Raw genomic sequence first — 14139 nt, 5'->3', positions numbered from 1 at the left:
GTTCCTGTCCTAAGGTCTTTCGGCGCTGCCTAGAACACGCTTCCAAGGGCTTCGAGCTCCGCCCGAAAGCCCTGCTTGCGGCCATGCATGGCGCGCAGGTCGGCTACGAAGGCCTGGTGGTCGGGATATTCGCCGTAGTCGCCGATCATGACCGACAGCGACTCCGCTTCCAGCAGCTGACGGGCCGCCTCTGCGTAGCGCGCCGCGACGCCGTAGGTCAGCACGTACTGGATCGAGGCGCGCAGCAGCAGCGTCGCGGCCATCGGATAGGCTCCCTCCAGGCGGCGCGCGGCTTCGGCCATCAGGGTGTCGTCGGCGCCGCTGATCTCGCCGGCGCGGGCCAGCACCAGGCGTGAGGCGGCCATCAGGTCCGGCCAGGAGACCAGGAACGCCAGCGCCCTGTCGAACTGCGGGAAACGCTTGGCGACAGCCTTGGCCTGGTCCTCGGCCTCGACGTCGTCGAAGTCCGGTAGGCCCTTCAGGTAGGTCCGCAGGCGCGGGATCGACAGCGTGCGCTCGAACTCCGACCATCGGCGTTTCTGGGCCTCCTCGTGGTGACCGGTGGCCTCCAGGGCGTCGAGCATCGCCTCTTCCCAGGCGTCGCGCTCCTCCAGAGAGCTCTGGTGACGGCCGCGCTGGTCACTGGGCGCGCCGGCATGCAGGGTCGCCAAGGCGTCCTCGGCGCGCCCGGCCTCCAGCAAGCGGCGCGCGATCTCGGCCGAGACCAGGGGGGTACGGCGCAGCTCGGGCGCGAAGGTGGCCTCGAAAGCGTCGACGTCACCGCTGGCGTCGGCCAAGCGGCGCAGGGCGTCCCTGTAGATCCCGCTGCGAGCGTCGCGGATGGTGCGCGCGGCCAGCAGCTTTTCCAATGTCTCGCGGAGGCGGGCCTGTCCCTTCTCGCCAAGCAAGGGTCCCAACGCGTTCACCACGGGTCCGAACTGGGCGTAGTCGTCGCGACGCAGCAGGTTGGCGATCCGGTCGGCGAGGACAATCGGATCCGGCATGGCCCCGGCGGCGATCGCGCCGACCCCGTCGCGAGCGGCCAGGAACACGTCGCCGATGGGGCCCTCGGCCTGGCTGAGGCGATCCAGGGTCGGCGTCGCCAGGTCCAGCAGGTCCAGCATCAGATCGAGCGCGGCGGTGGCGTCGTCCTGCGCCAACCGCTCGATCATCCCGCGATGTAGGTCGAGGTCCCTGGCGAAGGCCGCGCGCTTGCGCCAGTGGATGCGCGCCTGGGACTTACCCACCGTGACCAGACGCTTGGAGATCTCCAGCGCCAGCCCTTCGCTGCTCGCTTCCGCGAACAGCTCCAGCCGCAGCACGCGCTTGACGTGGCTGTCGCTGGACAGGTCGAGCAGGATGGCGGCCAGGCGCTCGGGACCGAGGTCGACCAGATTGGCCTCGGAAAGGGTCGTCTTCGATCCCTTCCGAGCCTTGGCCGGCTTCACCTTGTCATCCGTCGTCGTCGCGGCCTTGCGCGCCATCCAGTGTCCTCAAGCGAGGCCTAGATGTGCAGGACTCGGCCGTAGGCGTCCAGAGCGGCTTCGTGCATGGCTTCCGACATGGTCGGGTGAGCGTAGACGATGCCGTGCAGGTCTTCTTCGGTGGCTTCCAGGGTGATGGCGGTGACGAAGCCCTGGATCATTTCCGTGACTTCGTGGCCGATCATGTGGGCGCCGATCAGCGCGCCGGTCTTGGCGTCGAACACGGTCTTCACGAAGCCTTCGGTCTCGCCCGCGGCCACGGCCTTGCCATTGACCTTGAACGGGAAGCGACCGGCCTTGACCTCGATGCCCGCCGCCTTGGCGCCGGCCTCGGTGTAGCCGACCGAAGCGACCTGCGGGTTGGCGTAGGTGCAGCCGGGGATCGGCGAGTGGACGTTCGGGGTCTTGTAGCCGGCGATCGCCTCCGCGGCGTGGATGCCTTCGTGACTGGCCTTGTGGGCCAGCCAGGGCGCGCCGGCGATGTCACCGATGGCGTAGAGGCCCGGCACGTTGGTCTTGCCGTGCTTGTCGGTCACGGCGTGACCACGATCCAGGTTCAGGCCGACGACGTCCAGGCCTTCGCTGTTCGGCGCGATGCCGACGGCGACGATGCACTTCTCGGCGGTCAGTTGCTCGATCTTGCCGCCAACGTCAACGGTGACCGAGACGCCGTCCTTGGTCTTCTCGACCTTGCTGACCTTAGCGCCGATGCGGAACTTGATGCCGCGCTTCTCGAACGCCTTCTGGGCGGCCTTGGAGACCTCGGCGTCCTCGACCGGCATGATGCGGTCCAGGGCCTCGACGACGGTCACCTCGGCGCCGAGGGCGCGGTAGAAGCTGGCGAACTCGATGCCGATGGCGCCCGAGCCGATCACGACCAGCGACTTGGGCATGGTCTTGGGCGCCAGGGCGTCGCGATAGGTCCAGATCTTGTCGCCGTCCGAGACCGCGCCGATCGCCGGGATCTCGCGGGCGCGCGCGCCGCTGGCCAGGATGACGTTCTTGGCCTGGACCGTACGGCTGCCGCCGGCCTTCAGGGCGATGACGAGCTTGGGTGCGGGATCACCCTTCTCCAGCTTGGCCTCGCCCTCGATGACCTCGATCTTGTGCTTCTTCATCAGGAAGGCGATGCCGCCCGACATGGTCTTGGCCACGCCGCGCGAACGCTCGATGATCTTGGTGAAGTCGAAGGCCGGCTTCTCGACCGACAGGCCGTAGCTGTCCAGGTGCGACAGCTGTTCGAAGATCTCACCCGACTTCAGCAGGGCCTTGGTGGGGATGCAGCCCCAGTTCAGGCAGATGCCGCCCAGGTTCTCACGCTCGACGATGGCCGTCTTCAGACCCAATTGGCTGGCGCGGATCGCGGCCACATAGCCGCCAGGACCGGCGCCGATGACGACGACATCGAATTCCGTGGACATGTTCATCTAACCCTAGCTTGGACGTCGTCCGTGGGAAGCCGGACGGCCTAGATCGATCGGCCCGCGAGCCGATCCGGGAGAAACTAAAGCAGCGCCTCGACCGCGGCCTTGAGGTCTTCGGGCTTCACGGTCGGCGCGAAACGTTCGACGACCTCGCCGTCCTTGCCGATCAGGAACTTGGTGAAGTTCCACTTGATCGCCTCGGTGCCGAGCAGGCCTTTCTGCTCCTTCTTGAGGAAGCGGTAGAGGGGGTGGGCGTCGGCGCCGTTGACCTCGATCTTGCTCATCACCGGGAAGGTCACGTCGTAGGTCAGCGAGCAGAAGTTCGCGATTTCCTCGGCGTTCCCCGGCTCCTGAGCGCCGAACTGGTTGCAGGGGAAGGCAAGGACTGTGAAGCCGCGATCCTTGTAGGCCTTGTAGAGCGTCTCGAGGCCCTCGTACTGAGGCGTGAACCCGCACTTGCTGGCGGTGTTCACGATCAGCAGCACCTGGCCGCGATAGTCGGCCAGGCTCACATCCTGGCCGTCCAGCGTCTTGGCCGAATAGTCGTAGACCGACATGCTCGCCTCCAGCCCTGAACCAGATCAAACGATCAGGGTCAGCGGCTCTTCGATCAGCGGCTTGAAGGCCGCCAGGAACTTGGCGCCGATGGCCCCGTCGACCACGCGGTGATCGCAGGTGAGGGTCACGGTCATCACGGTGGCCACGGCCAGTTGGCCGTCCTTGACCACCGGACGCTGCTCGCCGGCCCCGACGCTCATGATCGCGCCCTGCGGCTCGTTGATGATCGAGGCGAACGCCTTGATGCCGAACATGCCGAGGTTGCTGACCGAGAAGGTGCCGCCCTGGAATTCCTCGGGCTTCAGCTTCTTGGACTTGGCGCGAGCGGCCAGATCCTTCACCTCGGCCGAGATCTGGGCCAGGCCTTTGGTCTCGGCGGCGCGGACGATCGGGGTGATCAGGCCGCCGTCGATGGCCACGGCCACGGCGATGTCGGCATGCTTGTGCATGGCGATGCCTTCTGGCGTGTAGGAGGCGTTGGCCTCCGGCACGCGCTTCAGGGCCACGGCCACGGCCTTGATGATGATGTCGTTGACCGACACCTTCACGCCCTGGTCGCTCAGCAGGCTGTTGATCTTGGCGCGCGCGGCCAGCAGGGCGTCGATCTCCAGATCGATCGTCAGCGGGAAGTGCGGCACGTCGCGGAAGCTGTCCGTCAGGCGGCGCGCGATCGTCTTGCGCATGCCGTCCAGCGGAATGAGGTCGTAGGAGCCGGCGGGGATGCCCATCTGCTCCAGCGACTGGACCTTGCGCGGCTCGGCGGCCGGAGCGGCGGCGGGCGCCGAAGCTGGCGCGGCCTTGGCGGCCGGAGCGCCCGACTTGGCGGCTTCCACGTCGGTCTTGACCACGCGGCCGTGCGGGCCGGTGCCCTTGATGCCCTTCAGGTCCAGGCCGGCGGCCGAAGCCAGGCGGCGGGCCAGCGGCGAGGCGAAGACACGCGAACCGTCGGCGGCGACGGGCGCCGGCGCGGCGGGAGCCGGGGCCGCTGCGGGCGCGGCGGCAGGCGTCGGAGCGGCGGCCGCCTTGGGCGCTTCAGCCTTCGGAGCCGGCGCGGGGCTTTCGCCCTCGCCCGCCAGCTTGGCGATCAGGGCGTTGACCTTGACGTTCTCGGTCCCGGCGTCGACCAGGATGGCTTCGACGACGCCTTCATCGACGGCTTCGACTTCCATCGTCGCCTTGTCGGTCTCGATCTCGGCGATCACGTCGCCGGCCTTGACGGTGTCGCCGACCTTGACGTGCCACTTGGCGAGGGTTCCCTCCTCCATGGTGGGCGACAGGGCGGGCATCAGGATGTCGATCGACATTGAGCTTTTTCCTCAATCGTTCGGGACTGTGTCGGCCCATGGTGTGCTGGGTCGCCGTCCGCGATACCCCGCTTGAAACGGGATGAATTCATTGGCCGAGACGATGCGGCCCCTGCCCGTCTGGAGCAAGGGCCGCGCCGGTCTTAGCGGTAGCTGACCGCCTTGGCCGCCTTGACGATCTTGTCGACCGAAGGCAGCGACAGGGCTTCCAGGTTGGCCGCGTACGGGAGCGGTACGTCTTCCTGGTGAACCCGCAGCGGCGGGGCGTCCAGGTAGTCGAAGCCGAACTCCGTGATGCGGGCGACGATCTCGGCGCCGACGCCCATCGGGCCCCAGCCTTCCTCGACCGTGACCAGACGGTTGGTCTTCTTGACGCTTTCCAGGACGGTGGCGTGGTCCATCGGACGGATCGTGCGCAGGTCGACGACCTCAGCCGAGATGCCTTCCTTCTCCAGCTCCTCGGCCGCCTTCAAGGCAAAGCCCACCATGCGGCTGTAGGCGACCAGGGTGACGTCCGAGCCTTCACGGCGGACCTTGGCCTTGCCGATCGGCACGACCCAGTCCTCGACGTCCGGGATGTCGAACTCATGGCCGTACATCATCTCGTGTTCGAGGAAGACGACCGGGTTCGGATCGCGGATCGCGGCCTTGAGCAGGCCCTTGGCGTCGGCCGCGTCATAGGGCGCGATGACCTTCAGGCCCGGGACGTTGCCGTACCAGGCGGCGTAGTCTTGGCTGTGCTGGGCGCCGACGCGCGAGGCCGCGCCGTTGGGGCCGCGGAACACGATCGACGACTTGATCTGGCCGCCCGACATGTAGAGCGTCTTGGCGGCCGAGTTGATGATATGGTCGATCGCCTGCATGGCGAAGTTCCAGGTCATGAACTCGACGATCGGCTTCAGCCCGGCCATCGCCGCGCCGACGCCCATGCCGGCGAAGCCGTGCTCAGTGATCGGGGTGTCGATGACGCGCTTGTCGCCGAACTCCTGCAGCAGCTCGCGGCTGACCTTGTAGGCGCCCTGGTACTGGGCGACTTCCTCGCCCATCAGGAAGACGCGGTCGTCCTTGCGCATTTCCTCGGCCATGGCGTCGCGCAGGGCGTCGCGGACCGTGATCTTCTTCATCGGCGTACCCGCCGGAATTTCCGGGTCGGCGAAGGTCGAGGCGGCCGAGATCGGGCCTGCGGCGGCGGGAGCAGCGGCGACCGGAGCTGGGGCGGCTTCAGCGACGGGGGCGGCGGCCGGAGCGGCCGGAGCGGCCGGAGCCGCGGCTTCGCCCTCGCCCTTCAGGCGCGCGATCAGGGTGTTGACCTTGACGTTCTCGCTGCCGGCCGGAACCAGGATGGCTTCGACGACGCCTTCATCGACGGCTTCGACTTCCATCGTCGCCTTGTCGGTCTCGATCTCGGCGATCACGTCGCCGGCCTTGATGGTGTCGCCTTCCTTGACGAGCCACTTGGCCAGGGTGCCTTCCTCCATCGTGGGGGAAAGCGCGGGCATCAGGATGTCCGTCACTCGGCGGCCTCCAGGTAGACGTCGGTATACAGTTCCGAGGGATCAGGCTCGGGGCTCGTGCGAGCGAACTCGGCGGCCTCGGCGACAGTGCGCTTCACGTCCGCGTCGACGCCCTTCAGGTCGTCCTCAGTCACGCCGGCCGCGGCCAGGCGTTCCTTGATGTGGTCGATCGGGTCGCGGGTCGTCTTGACCTCGTCGACCTCCTCCTTGGTGCGGTACTTGGCCGGGTCCGACATCGAGTGGCCGCGATAGCGATAGGTCTTCATCTCGAGGATGTACGGACCTTGGCCGCTGCGGGCGTGCTCCGTGGCGCGGGCGCCGGCTTCACGGACGGCGACGACGTCCATGCCATCGACTTCCTCGCCCGGAATGCGGAATGACGTGCCGCGCTTGTGGAACGCGGTTTCCGAGGCGGCGCGCTCGACGCTGGTGCCCATGGCGTACTGGTTGTTCTCGATCACGTACACGACCGGCAGCTTCCACAGTTGGGCCATGTTGAAGCTCTCGTAGACCTGACCCTGGTTGGCCGCGCCGTCGCCCATATAGGCGTACGAGACCTTGCCATTGCCCTTGTAGTGGTTGGCCAGCGCAAGGCCGGTGCCGAGCGCGACCTGGGCGCCGACGATGCCGTGGCCGCCGTAGAAGCCCGCGGCGATGTCGAACATGTGCATCGACCCGCCCTTGCCCTTGGACGAACCGCCGGCGCGGCCGGTCAGTTCGGCCATGACCTCGCGGGGATCCATGCCCGCGGCCAGCATGTGACCGTGATCACGGTAGCCCGTGATGATCTGGTCGCCCTCCTGCGAAATCGACTGCATGCCGACCGCGATGGCTTCCTGACCGATGTAGAGGTGGCAGAAGCCGCCGATCAGGCCCATGCCGTACAGCTGGCCGGCGCGCTCCTCGAAGCGGCGGATCAGCAGCATGTCCTGATAGAATTTCAGGAGTTCGTCTTTCCCGACGAAAGCGTTGACACCGGTGTCTACCGCCTTCCCCGCCGAGGCCTCAGCCTTGCGCGTACGCGCCATTCAAATCTCCCTGGCCAATCTTCATCGCGGCCTTCGTCCTGAGAGCGCCACCCGCCGAAAAAACGTCGGTTCCGCGTGGGAGGCGCCCTGGTGTCTCGCCAAGATCAATCCGGGATCGGGTGATCCACGTACTGACCGACAGCCGATTCCAGGAATAGGCGACCCGTCAGCTCGGACGCTTGACCCGGATCACATAGTCCCTCGGGTCGGCATATCCTAGAAGCGAGCGCGCGCGCTCTTCCAGGAGATCAGCCGACAGACTGCCGCTGCGTAATAGACGAGCACGGGCCTCAAGGTCCATCCTCTCCGCGCGTATCTTCCTGAGTTCCTTTGTTTTTGCTGCGAGGTCCGCATTGCGCTGCGAAATGGACAGCAGGCCCCGATCACCTGTCAGAGCGTGAAAGGCGAAGTAGAAAATCAGGAAAAAGATCGCCGCAGTCGGCAGGAAGGGTTGCAGTCGGGCGAACATCTCAGGGTCCCAGAGAGGGATTCGTAGGATCGCCGACCGTGCTTAACGCCTTCTAAATCCAGGCGTTGAGCGGGGTCTTTAACAGTTCGCCACTCAGGCGAACGGTGCTTTCACGTGAGATCGTTTCACGCGCATCTAGATACTGCGCCGCCGAAGCCATTTCGCGACCGCGAAGGGCGCGGAAATGGTCTCGTTTGAAACCACTGCCGAGCTTTTAGAAAATTTGTGGGTTAACGGTGTCGGGGATCGCACGAACGTCTTCGACATTCGGCCTGGCGGACCAGAATCGCACCCGAAATGCAAAAGGCGCGGCCCTTTTCGGAAGCCGCGCCTTCGCGAGATCTAGCGATCTGGAGGGTCTTAGCGGCCCTTCAGCGCCGCGCGGCCAGCATAGACGCCTTGATCGTCCAGCATTTCTTCGATGCGCAGCAGCTGGTTGTACTTGGCGGTGCGGTCCGAACGGGCCAGCGAACCGGTCTTGATCTGACCGCAGTTCAGGGCGACGGCCAGGTCGGCGATCGTGCTGTCCTCGGTTTCACCCGAGCGGTGGCTCATGACGCTGGTGTAGCCGTGGCGGTGAGCCAGATCGACGGCGTCGATGGTTTCCGACAGCGTGCCGATCTGGTTGACCTTCACCAGGATCGAGTTGGCCAGGCCCTTGTCCAGGCCCATCTGCAGGCGCTTGGGGTTGGTCACGAACAGGTCGTCGCCGACAAGCTGGACCTTCTTGCCCAGGGTGTCGGTCAGCAGTTTCCAGCCGTCGAAGTCGTCCTCGGCCATGCCGTCCTCGATCGACAGGATCGGGAACTTCGAGGCCAGGCCGGCCAGATAGTCGACCATCTGGGCCGGGTCGAGAGACCTGCCCTCGCCTTCCAGCTCGTACTTGCCGTTCTTGAAGAACTCGGTCGAGGCGACGTCCAGGCCCAGGACGAAGTCCTCGCCAGCCTTGTAGCCGGCCTTCTCGCCAGCCTTGACGATGAAGTCGAGCGCGGCTTCGGCCGAGGCCAGGTTCGGGGCGAAGCCGCCCTCGTCCCCGACGTTGGTGTTGTGGCCGGCGTCTTTCAGGGCCTTCTTCAGGCTGTGGAAGATCTCGGCGCCCATGCGCAGGGCTTCGCGGAATTCCTTGGCGCCGGTCGGCAGGATCATGAATTCCTGGATGTCGATCGGATTGTCGGCGTGTGCGCCGCCGTTGATGATGTTCATCATCGGGGTCGGCAGCACGCGGGCGTTCACGCCGCCGACGTACTTGTAGAGCGGTTGGCCGGCCGACTCGGCGGCGGCCTTGGCCGTGGCCAGCGAGACGCCGAGAATGGCGTTGGCGCCCAGGCGGGCCTTGTTCGGCGTGCCGTCCAGCTCGATCAGCAGGGTGTCGACGCGGCGCTGGTCCTCGGCGTCCACGCCGGCCAGGGCGTCGAAGATCTCGCCGTTGACCGCGTCCACGGCCTGCAGGACGCCCTTGCCCAGATAGCGGGCCTTGTCGCCGTCACGCTTCTCGTTGGCCTCATGGGCGCCCGTCGAGGCGCCCGATGGCACCGCGGCGCGGCCGAAGGCGCCGTCGTCCAGGATCACGTCGACTTCGACGGTCGGGTTGCCCCGGCTGTCGAGAATTTCGCGGGCGATGATGTCGACGATCTCGGTCATGGGCTGCTCCTAGAGGCCAAAAGGCGCGCCCGCCTTTAGCCGCCAAGCGCCGCGGGCGCAACTTGACTTCCCCCGGACAGGCGCTGATCACCGGTCACAAAGACGGAAACTCACCTAGACATTGTAGATCGGCGTCAGCCCGTTCCTCTGGCCCAGCTTGAACAGGACGCGGTCAGAGCCGAAGTCCAGCTCGACCTTGGCGAACAGCCTCAACACATCCACGCCCAGCAGCGCCGCCGGCCGGTCGTTCAGCGACCAGACGTCGAAGATGTGCACATCGGCGAAAGCCATGGGGACGTTGGTCAGCTGCAGATTTCCCATGGTGATCGACGGGACGACGCGGAACTCGCCCAGATAAACCTCACCGCCGGCCGTCAGGAGGCGCGCCGGCTTGACGATGTCCGAGACGCGACGCCGCTTGGCGGCGATCGCCCGCTGCAGGGCCAGATTGCCGATCGAGACGCCGCCGCCCGAGTCGATGAAGGCCACCGAGCGTGTCCCGCCGATACGGGCGTCGGTCAGGGTCAGGCGTCCGAAGCGGGCGTCGGCCGGCACCGAGATCTCGTCGGCCTTGCGGGTCATCTCCGAGAAGAACTGGCTGCGGCGGATCAGGATCTGCCGCTTTCGGAAATCCAAGACGACGTTGCGCCGGTCCAGGATGTCGACGCCCAGCAGGCCGTCGGCCCCCACGCGTTCATAGGGCAGCACGGGCAGGACCGCCGCGCCCATGCGGGCTTCGCCAGCCTTCATGCTGTCGATCCGCGCCGTCGGACTGGTTATGGCGCTGGAGATGCCGTGGATGAGGATCTGCGGGCCTGCCGGCAGGTTCAGCTTCTCGGCGACCGCCGGCGTCAGCACACTGCGCCCGGCTCCGGTGTCCACTACGAAGTTGAAGGGGCCCTGCCCGTTGATCTCGACCTCGACCGTGAGGCGATCGTCAGCGTCCAGCGAGGCGTCGAGGATCAGCACCGGATCGTCCGGCGGCGTCGGCGCGGTCGCTGACGGCAGAGTCTGATTGACGGAAACGGGGGTGATGACCTCGGCCATGGCCGACGACGCGGCCCCAGAAAGCCCTAGTCCTGAAATTCCCAGTCCCGCCGTGATGTTTCGGCGTGTGAGCATGGGCGTACCTCCCAGCTCGGAGGCTAACACCTTTTTTGTGCGTACGACGAAAATATGACGAAAAACGCCGCCCGGGCGAACCAGGCGGCGTTTTCGAAATCGTCAGTGACGAAAGGAGACCTTAGTCTTCCTTCGGCGTCAGGATCTGCTTGCCGTTGTACATGCCGGTCTTCAGATCGACATGGTGCGGACGGCGCAGTTCGCCGGTGTCCTTGTCCTCGATGAACGAGTTGGCGCCCAGGGCGTGGTGCGACCGGCGCATGTTCCGGCGAGAAGGCGAAGTTTTTCTTTTAGGAACGGCCATCGAAGTGACTCTGCTCGTTGAGCGTGAAAATCGAGAGCGGCGACTCGGGGGTGCCCAGGTCGCCGCGTGAGGGCGCGCTTATGCCCGAATCTCTTCGGAGATGCAACAGCGTGCTTCAGACCAGTCGACCGTGCTCCTTGGCCGCGGCGATGAAGCTGGCGAAAAGCGGGTGCGGAGCGAACGGACGGCTCTTCAGTTCCGGGTGATACTGCACCCCGATGAACCACGGATGGTCATCCCGCTCGACGATCTCGGGCAGCACGCCATTGGGCGAGCGGCCGGTCAATTTCAGGCCGGCGTCCTCCATCAGGTGGGCGTAGCCGATATTGACCTCATAGCGGTGCCTGTGGCGCTCGCTGATCTCGGTCGCGCCGTAGATCTCGGCGACCTTCGATCCCGACGTCAGGACGGCGTCATAGGCCCCCAGGCGCATGGTGCCGCCCAGATCGTCGTTGGCGCGGCGCTGGACCGTCTCGTTGCCCTTGATCCACTCGGTCATGATGCCGACCACGGGACGCTCGGTGGGGCCGAACTCGGACGAGCTGGCGTCCTTGATGCCGGCGACGTTCCGCAGGGTCTCGATGACCGCCATCTGCATGCCGAAGCAGATGCCGAAGTAAGGCACCTTCCGCTCCCGGGCGAACTGGGCAGCGCGGATCTTGCCTTCCGCGCCCCGCTCGCCAAAGCCGCCCGGCACCATGATGGCGTGGGCGTTCTCCAGGCGGGCCGCGGCCGCGCCCTCGTCGCCCTCGAAGGTCTCGCTCTCGACCCAGTCCAGATTGACCTTGACCCTGTTGGCCAAGCCGCCGTGGTGCAGGGCCTCGATCAGCGACTTGTAGGCGTCCTTGAGCACCGTGTACTTGCCCACGACGGCGATGGTCACCTCGCCGTCGGGGTGCTGGACGGTGTCGTCGATGGTCTTCCAGCGCGCCAGGTCCGGGGCCGGCGCATCGCTCATGCCGAAGACGTCGAGGACTTCGGCGTCCAGGCCCTGTTCGTGATAGTCGATCGGCACGGCGTAGATGGACGAGGAGTCCATCGCCTGGATGACCGCGCTGGGGCGGACATTGCAGAACTGGGCGATCTTGCGCTTTTCCTCGGCCGGGATCTCCTGCTCGCAACGGCACAGCAGGATGTCCGGCTGGATGCCGATCGAGCGCAGCTCTTTGACCGAGTGCTGGGTCGGCTTGGTCTTCATCTCGCCGGCCGTCTTGATGAACGGCAGCAGGGTCAGGTGCAGGTAGCAGCTCTGGCCGCGCGGCAGGTCCTGGCGCAGCTGGCGGATGGCTTCGAAGAACGGCAGGCCCTCGATGTCGCCGACCGTGCCGCCGATCTCGACCAGCACGAAGTCGACGGGCTTCTTGCCCGTCTCGTCCATGGCCGGCGACAGGACGAAGTCCTTGATCTCGTTGGTGACGTGCGGAATCACCTGGACGGTCGCGCCGAGATAGTCGCCGCGGCGCTCCTTCTCGATGATCGTCTTGTAGATCTGGCCCGTCGTGATGTTGTCGGCCTTCTTGGCCGACACGCCGGTGAAGCGCTCGTAGTGGCCCAGGTCGAGGTCGGTCTCGGCCCCGTCATCGGTCACGAAGACCTCGCCGTGCTGATACGGGCTCATCGTGCCCGGATCGACGTTGAGATAGGGGTCGAGCTTCCGAAGGCGGACCGTGTAGCCGCGCGCTTGCAGCAGCGCGCCAAGCGCCGCCGAGGCCAAACCCTTGCCAAGCGAGGAAACCACGCCGCCGGTGATGAAAATGTACCGCGTCATGGGCGATCAGTTTACCCGTGATTCGACGACGCCGGAAAAAGACCTGCGTTCATCAACAAGATTAAACCCCCGAGGTCGCCCTCGGGGGTCAGTGGAAGCGCCGTCTGGGACGGTTATTGTTGTTTGGGCTGTTCCGCCGGCGGGGCCGCGACCGTCGGGGTTGCGGCCGGGGCCTTGGCCGCCGGAGCCGGCTTCTTGGCTTCGGCCTTGGGGGCCGAGGGCGTCGGCGCCAGCAGCGCCGGTTGCGCGGCGGCCGGGGCCGGCGTGTTGATCTGCGGGGTCGGGGCCTGGATGGCGCCCGGCTGGTTGTCCGGCGAGGCCGGCAGCGAATTCAGCGAACCAGGCGTCGGCGCCACGGGGGGCGGGGCCGCGTTCAGGGTCTTGGCGTCCAGGCCCTTGACCTGGTCGGCCACCGATCCGCCGGTATTGGCGCGCCCCGTCAGGATGGTCAGGGTCAGGCTGATCAGCAGGAAGACCGAGAACAGGATCCAGGTGATGCGGGTCAGCAGGTCACCGGCGCCGCGGGCGGTCATGAAGCCGGAGTTGCCGCCGCCCATGCCCAGCGCGCCGCCTTCGGAGCGCTGCATGAGCACTACCCCGATCAGGCAAAGGCAGACGACGATATTGATGGCCAGCAGGACGCCGATAAGCATGTGGAATGTATTCTCGATCCGGGCGCGGGCGAAATGCCGCGTTAAAAACGAAGCGGCCCCTCTACCACTAGCGAGCGCTCCGCGCCATAGCTGGGAAGCGCGCCGCCAAACGCAACCCCGAAAGCCAGACCGCCCCATCGCATGATCATCGAGACCGAACGCCTGACCCTCACGCCGCTGACGGTCGACGACGCGCCCCTGATCTATCCGTTCCTCAGCGACGCCGAGGTGATGTCCAACCTCGACCAGGAGCCGATCGAGGATCCCGACGAGGTGGCCAGCCGCGTCGCCGCCCAGGTCGACGAGATGAGCGCCGGTGACGCCGCCTACTGGAGCATCCGCCACACCCAGAGCGGCGACTACCTGGGCTATTGCGAATTCGTCGACATCGACCGGCGTCACGATCGGGCCGAGATTCGCTTCGTCATCGACCGCAAGGGCTGGGGCCAGGGCTTCGGCGCCGAGGCGGTCAGCGCCCTCCTCGCCCACGCCGCCGGCAGCGGCCTCAAGAGCCTGGTGGCCAGCATCCATGTCGGCGACAACCGCGCCGAACGCCTGCTGGACAAGCTGGGCTTCAAGGCCGAGGGCTACCTGAAGGGCGCGGTGCACCGCGACGGCGAGCGACGGGATCGGCGGCTGTACGGGCTGCGGCTGTAGACGCACGGCTCCGCCGCTTCACGCGACCGCTCGCTGAAGGGGTGGAAAGGGACGCGGAGCGCCGGACAGCGTCCGGAGTTTGGAAGTAGAAATACCGTTTCGACGAAGCCCGACGCTCCGCGCGACCGTTATTCGACAGCGTCCCGGCAGGTGGCCCTGTTCAGGCCTTACCGGGACCCGGACCCTTCCGTTTCCGGAAGACCCCAGCGGTCG

Annotated in this window: 13 protein-coding genes; 1 reads left to right on the top strand and 12 read right to left on the bottom strand. The window is 66.3% G+C overall.

Annotated features, from left to right (window positions below):
- Positions 1-29: 29 nt before the first annotated feature.
- From AC1RJ9_RS09755 to secG, 12 genes are all read right to left on the bottom strand, one after another.
- Positions 30-1484, bottom strand: coding sequence for a DUF6880 family protein (locus AC1RJ9_RS09755; RefSeq protein ID WP_492838461.1), 1455 nt, complete (start codon positions 1482-1484; stop codon positions 30-32).
- 20 nt (positions 1485-1504) lie between these two features.
- Positions 1505-2905 carry a dihydrolipoyl dehydrogenase gene (lpdA, locus tag AC1RJ9_RS09750; RefSeq protein WP_492838462.1) on the bottom strand — a complete coding sequence of 467 codons (1401 nt, stop codon included), beginning with the start codon at positions 2903-2905 and terminating at the stop codon, positions 1505-1507.
- Between the two features lie 83 nt (positions 2906-2988).
- Positions 2989-3465 (bottom strand): glutathione peroxidase, encoded by a 477-nt coding sequence (locus tag AC1RJ9_RS09745; RefSeq protein ID WP_492838463.1) that lies wholly within the window; start codon positions 3463-3465, stop codon positions 2989-2991.
- A gap of 24 nt (positions 3466-3489) precedes the next feature.
- Positions 3490-4770, bottom strand: a complete 1281-nt coding sequence (locus AC1RJ9_RS09740) for a pyruvate dehydrogenase complex dihydrolipoamide acetyltransferase (protein WP_492838464.1) — start codon at positions 4768-4770, stop codon at positions 3490-3492.
- Positions 4771-4913: 143 nt separating this feature from the next.
- Positions 4914-6284 carry a pyruvate dehydrogenase complex E1 component subunit beta gene (locus AC1RJ9_RS09735; RefSeq protein ID WP_492838465.1) on the bottom strand — a complete coding sequence of 457 codons (1371 nt, stop codon included), beginning with the start codon at positions 6282-6284 and terminating at the stop codon, positions 4914-4916.
- Complete coding sequence (gene pdhA / locus AC1RJ9_RS09730) at positions 6281-7312, bottom strand: pyruvate dehydrogenase (acetyl-transferring) E1 component subunit alpha (RefSeq protein WP_492838467.1); 1032 nt, start codon at positions 7310-7312, stop codon at positions 6281-6283. The genes AC1RJ9_RS09735 and pdhA overlap by 4 nt, the downstream gene beginning before the upstream one ends.
- A 166-nt stretch (positions 7313-7478) precedes the next feature.
- Positions 7479-7781: an FtsB family cell division protein gene (locus tag AC1RJ9_RS09725; RefSeq protein WP_047405705.1), complete on the bottom strand. Its 303-nt coding sequence runs from the start codon at positions 7779-7781 to the stop codon at positions 7479-7481.
- Positions 7782-8141: 360 nt separating this feature from the next.
- Positions 8142-9422 (bottom strand): phosphopyruvate hydratase, encoded by a 1281-nt coding sequence (eno, locus tag AC1RJ9_RS09720; protein ID WP_492838469.1) that lies wholly within the window; start codon positions 9420-9422, stop codon positions 8142-8144.
- A gap of 114 nt (positions 9423-9536) precedes the next feature.
- Positions 9537-10544, bottom strand: coding sequence for an aspartyl protease family protein (locus tag AC1RJ9_RS09715; RefSeq protein WP_492853362.1), 1008 nt, complete (start codon positions 10542-10544; stop codon positions 9537-9539).
- A gap of 121 nt (positions 10545-10665) precedes the next feature.
- A complete protein-coding gene (gene rpmF / locus AC1RJ9_RS09710; protein WP_010919589.1) occupies positions 10666-10848 on the bottom strand; it encodes a 50S ribosomal protein L32 in 183 nt (60 codons plus the stop codon).
- A 115-nt stretch (positions 10849-10963) separates the two neighbouring features.
- Entirely contained in the window at positions 10964-12616 is a 1653-nt protein-coding gene (gene pyrG, locus AC1RJ9_RS09705; RefSeq protein WP_492838472.1) for a CTP synthase, read from the bottom strand.
- Between the two features lie 113 nt (positions 12617-12729).
- Entirely contained in the window at positions 12730-13269 is a 540-nt protein-coding gene (gene secG, locus AC1RJ9_RS09700) for a preprotein translocase subunit SecG (RefSeq protein WP_492838473.1), read from the bottom strand.
- A 141-nt stretch (positions 13270-13410) separates the two neighbouring features.
- Here secG and AC1RJ9_RS09695 point away from each other — a divergent pair, with 141 nt between their 5' ends.
- A complete protein-coding gene (locus tag AC1RJ9_RS09695; protein WP_492838474.1) occupies positions 13411-13926 on the top strand; it encodes a GNAT family N-acetyltransferase in 516 nt (171 codons plus the stop codon).
- Positions 13927-14139 lie beyond the last annotated feature (213 nt).

It is taken from the genome of Caulobacter sp. GW822-FHT07D08 (assembly GCF_058798735.1).
This window is presented reverse-complemented; position numbering and strand designations above follow the sequence as displayed.

Excerpts from the sequence above, each read along its gene's own strand:
- AC1RJ9_RS09745 (WP_492838463.1), bottom strand. The coding sequence starts at position 3,465 with ATGTCGGTCTACGACTATTCGGCCAAGACGCTGGACGGCCAGGATGTG.
- AC1RJ9_RS09725 (WP_047405705.1), bottom strand. The coding sequence starts at position 7,781 with ATGTTCGCCCGACTGCAACCCTTCCTGCCGACTGCGGCGATCTTTTTC.
- pdhA (WP_492838467.1), bottom strand. The coding sequence starts at position 7,312 with ATGGCGCGTACGCGCAAGGCTGAGGCCTCGGCGGGGAAGGCGGTAGAC.
- pyrG (WP_492838472.1), bottom strand. The coding sequence starts at position 12,616 with ATGACGCGGTACATTTTCATCACCGGCGGCGTGGTTTCCTCGCTTGGC.
- rpmF (WP_010919589.1), bottom strand. The coding sequence starts at position 10,848 with ATGGCCGTTCCTAAAAGAAAAACTTCGCCTTCTCGCCGGAACATGCGC.
- AC1RJ9_RS09695 (WP_492838474.1), top strand. The coding sequence starts at position 13,411 with ATGATCATCGAGACCGAACGCCTGACCCTCACGCCGCTGACGGTCGAC.
- secG (WP_492838473.1), bottom strand. The coding sequence starts at position 13,269 with ATGCTTATCGGCGTCCTGCTGGCCATCAATATCGTCGTCTGCCTTTGC.
- lpdA (WP_492838462.1), bottom strand. The coding sequence starts at position 2,905 with ATGTCCACGGAATTCGATGTCGTCGTCATCGGCGCCGGTCCTGGCGGC.
- AC1RJ9_RS09715 (WP_492853362.1), bottom strand. The coding sequence starts at position 10,544 with ATGCTCACACGCCGAAACATCACGGCGGGACTGGGAATTTCAGGACTA.
- AC1RJ9_RS09755 (WP_492838461.1), bottom strand. The coding sequence starts at position 1,484 with ATGGCGCGCAAGGCCGCGACGACGACGGATGACAAGGTGAAGCCGGCC.
- eno (WP_492838469.1), bottom strand. The coding sequence starts at position 9,422 with ATGACCGAGATCGTCGACATCATCGCCCGCGAAATTCTCGACAGCCGG.
- AC1RJ9_RS09740 (WP_492838464.1), bottom strand. The coding sequence starts at position 4,770 with ATGTCGATCGACATCCTGATGCCCGCCCTGTCGCCCACCATGGAGGAG.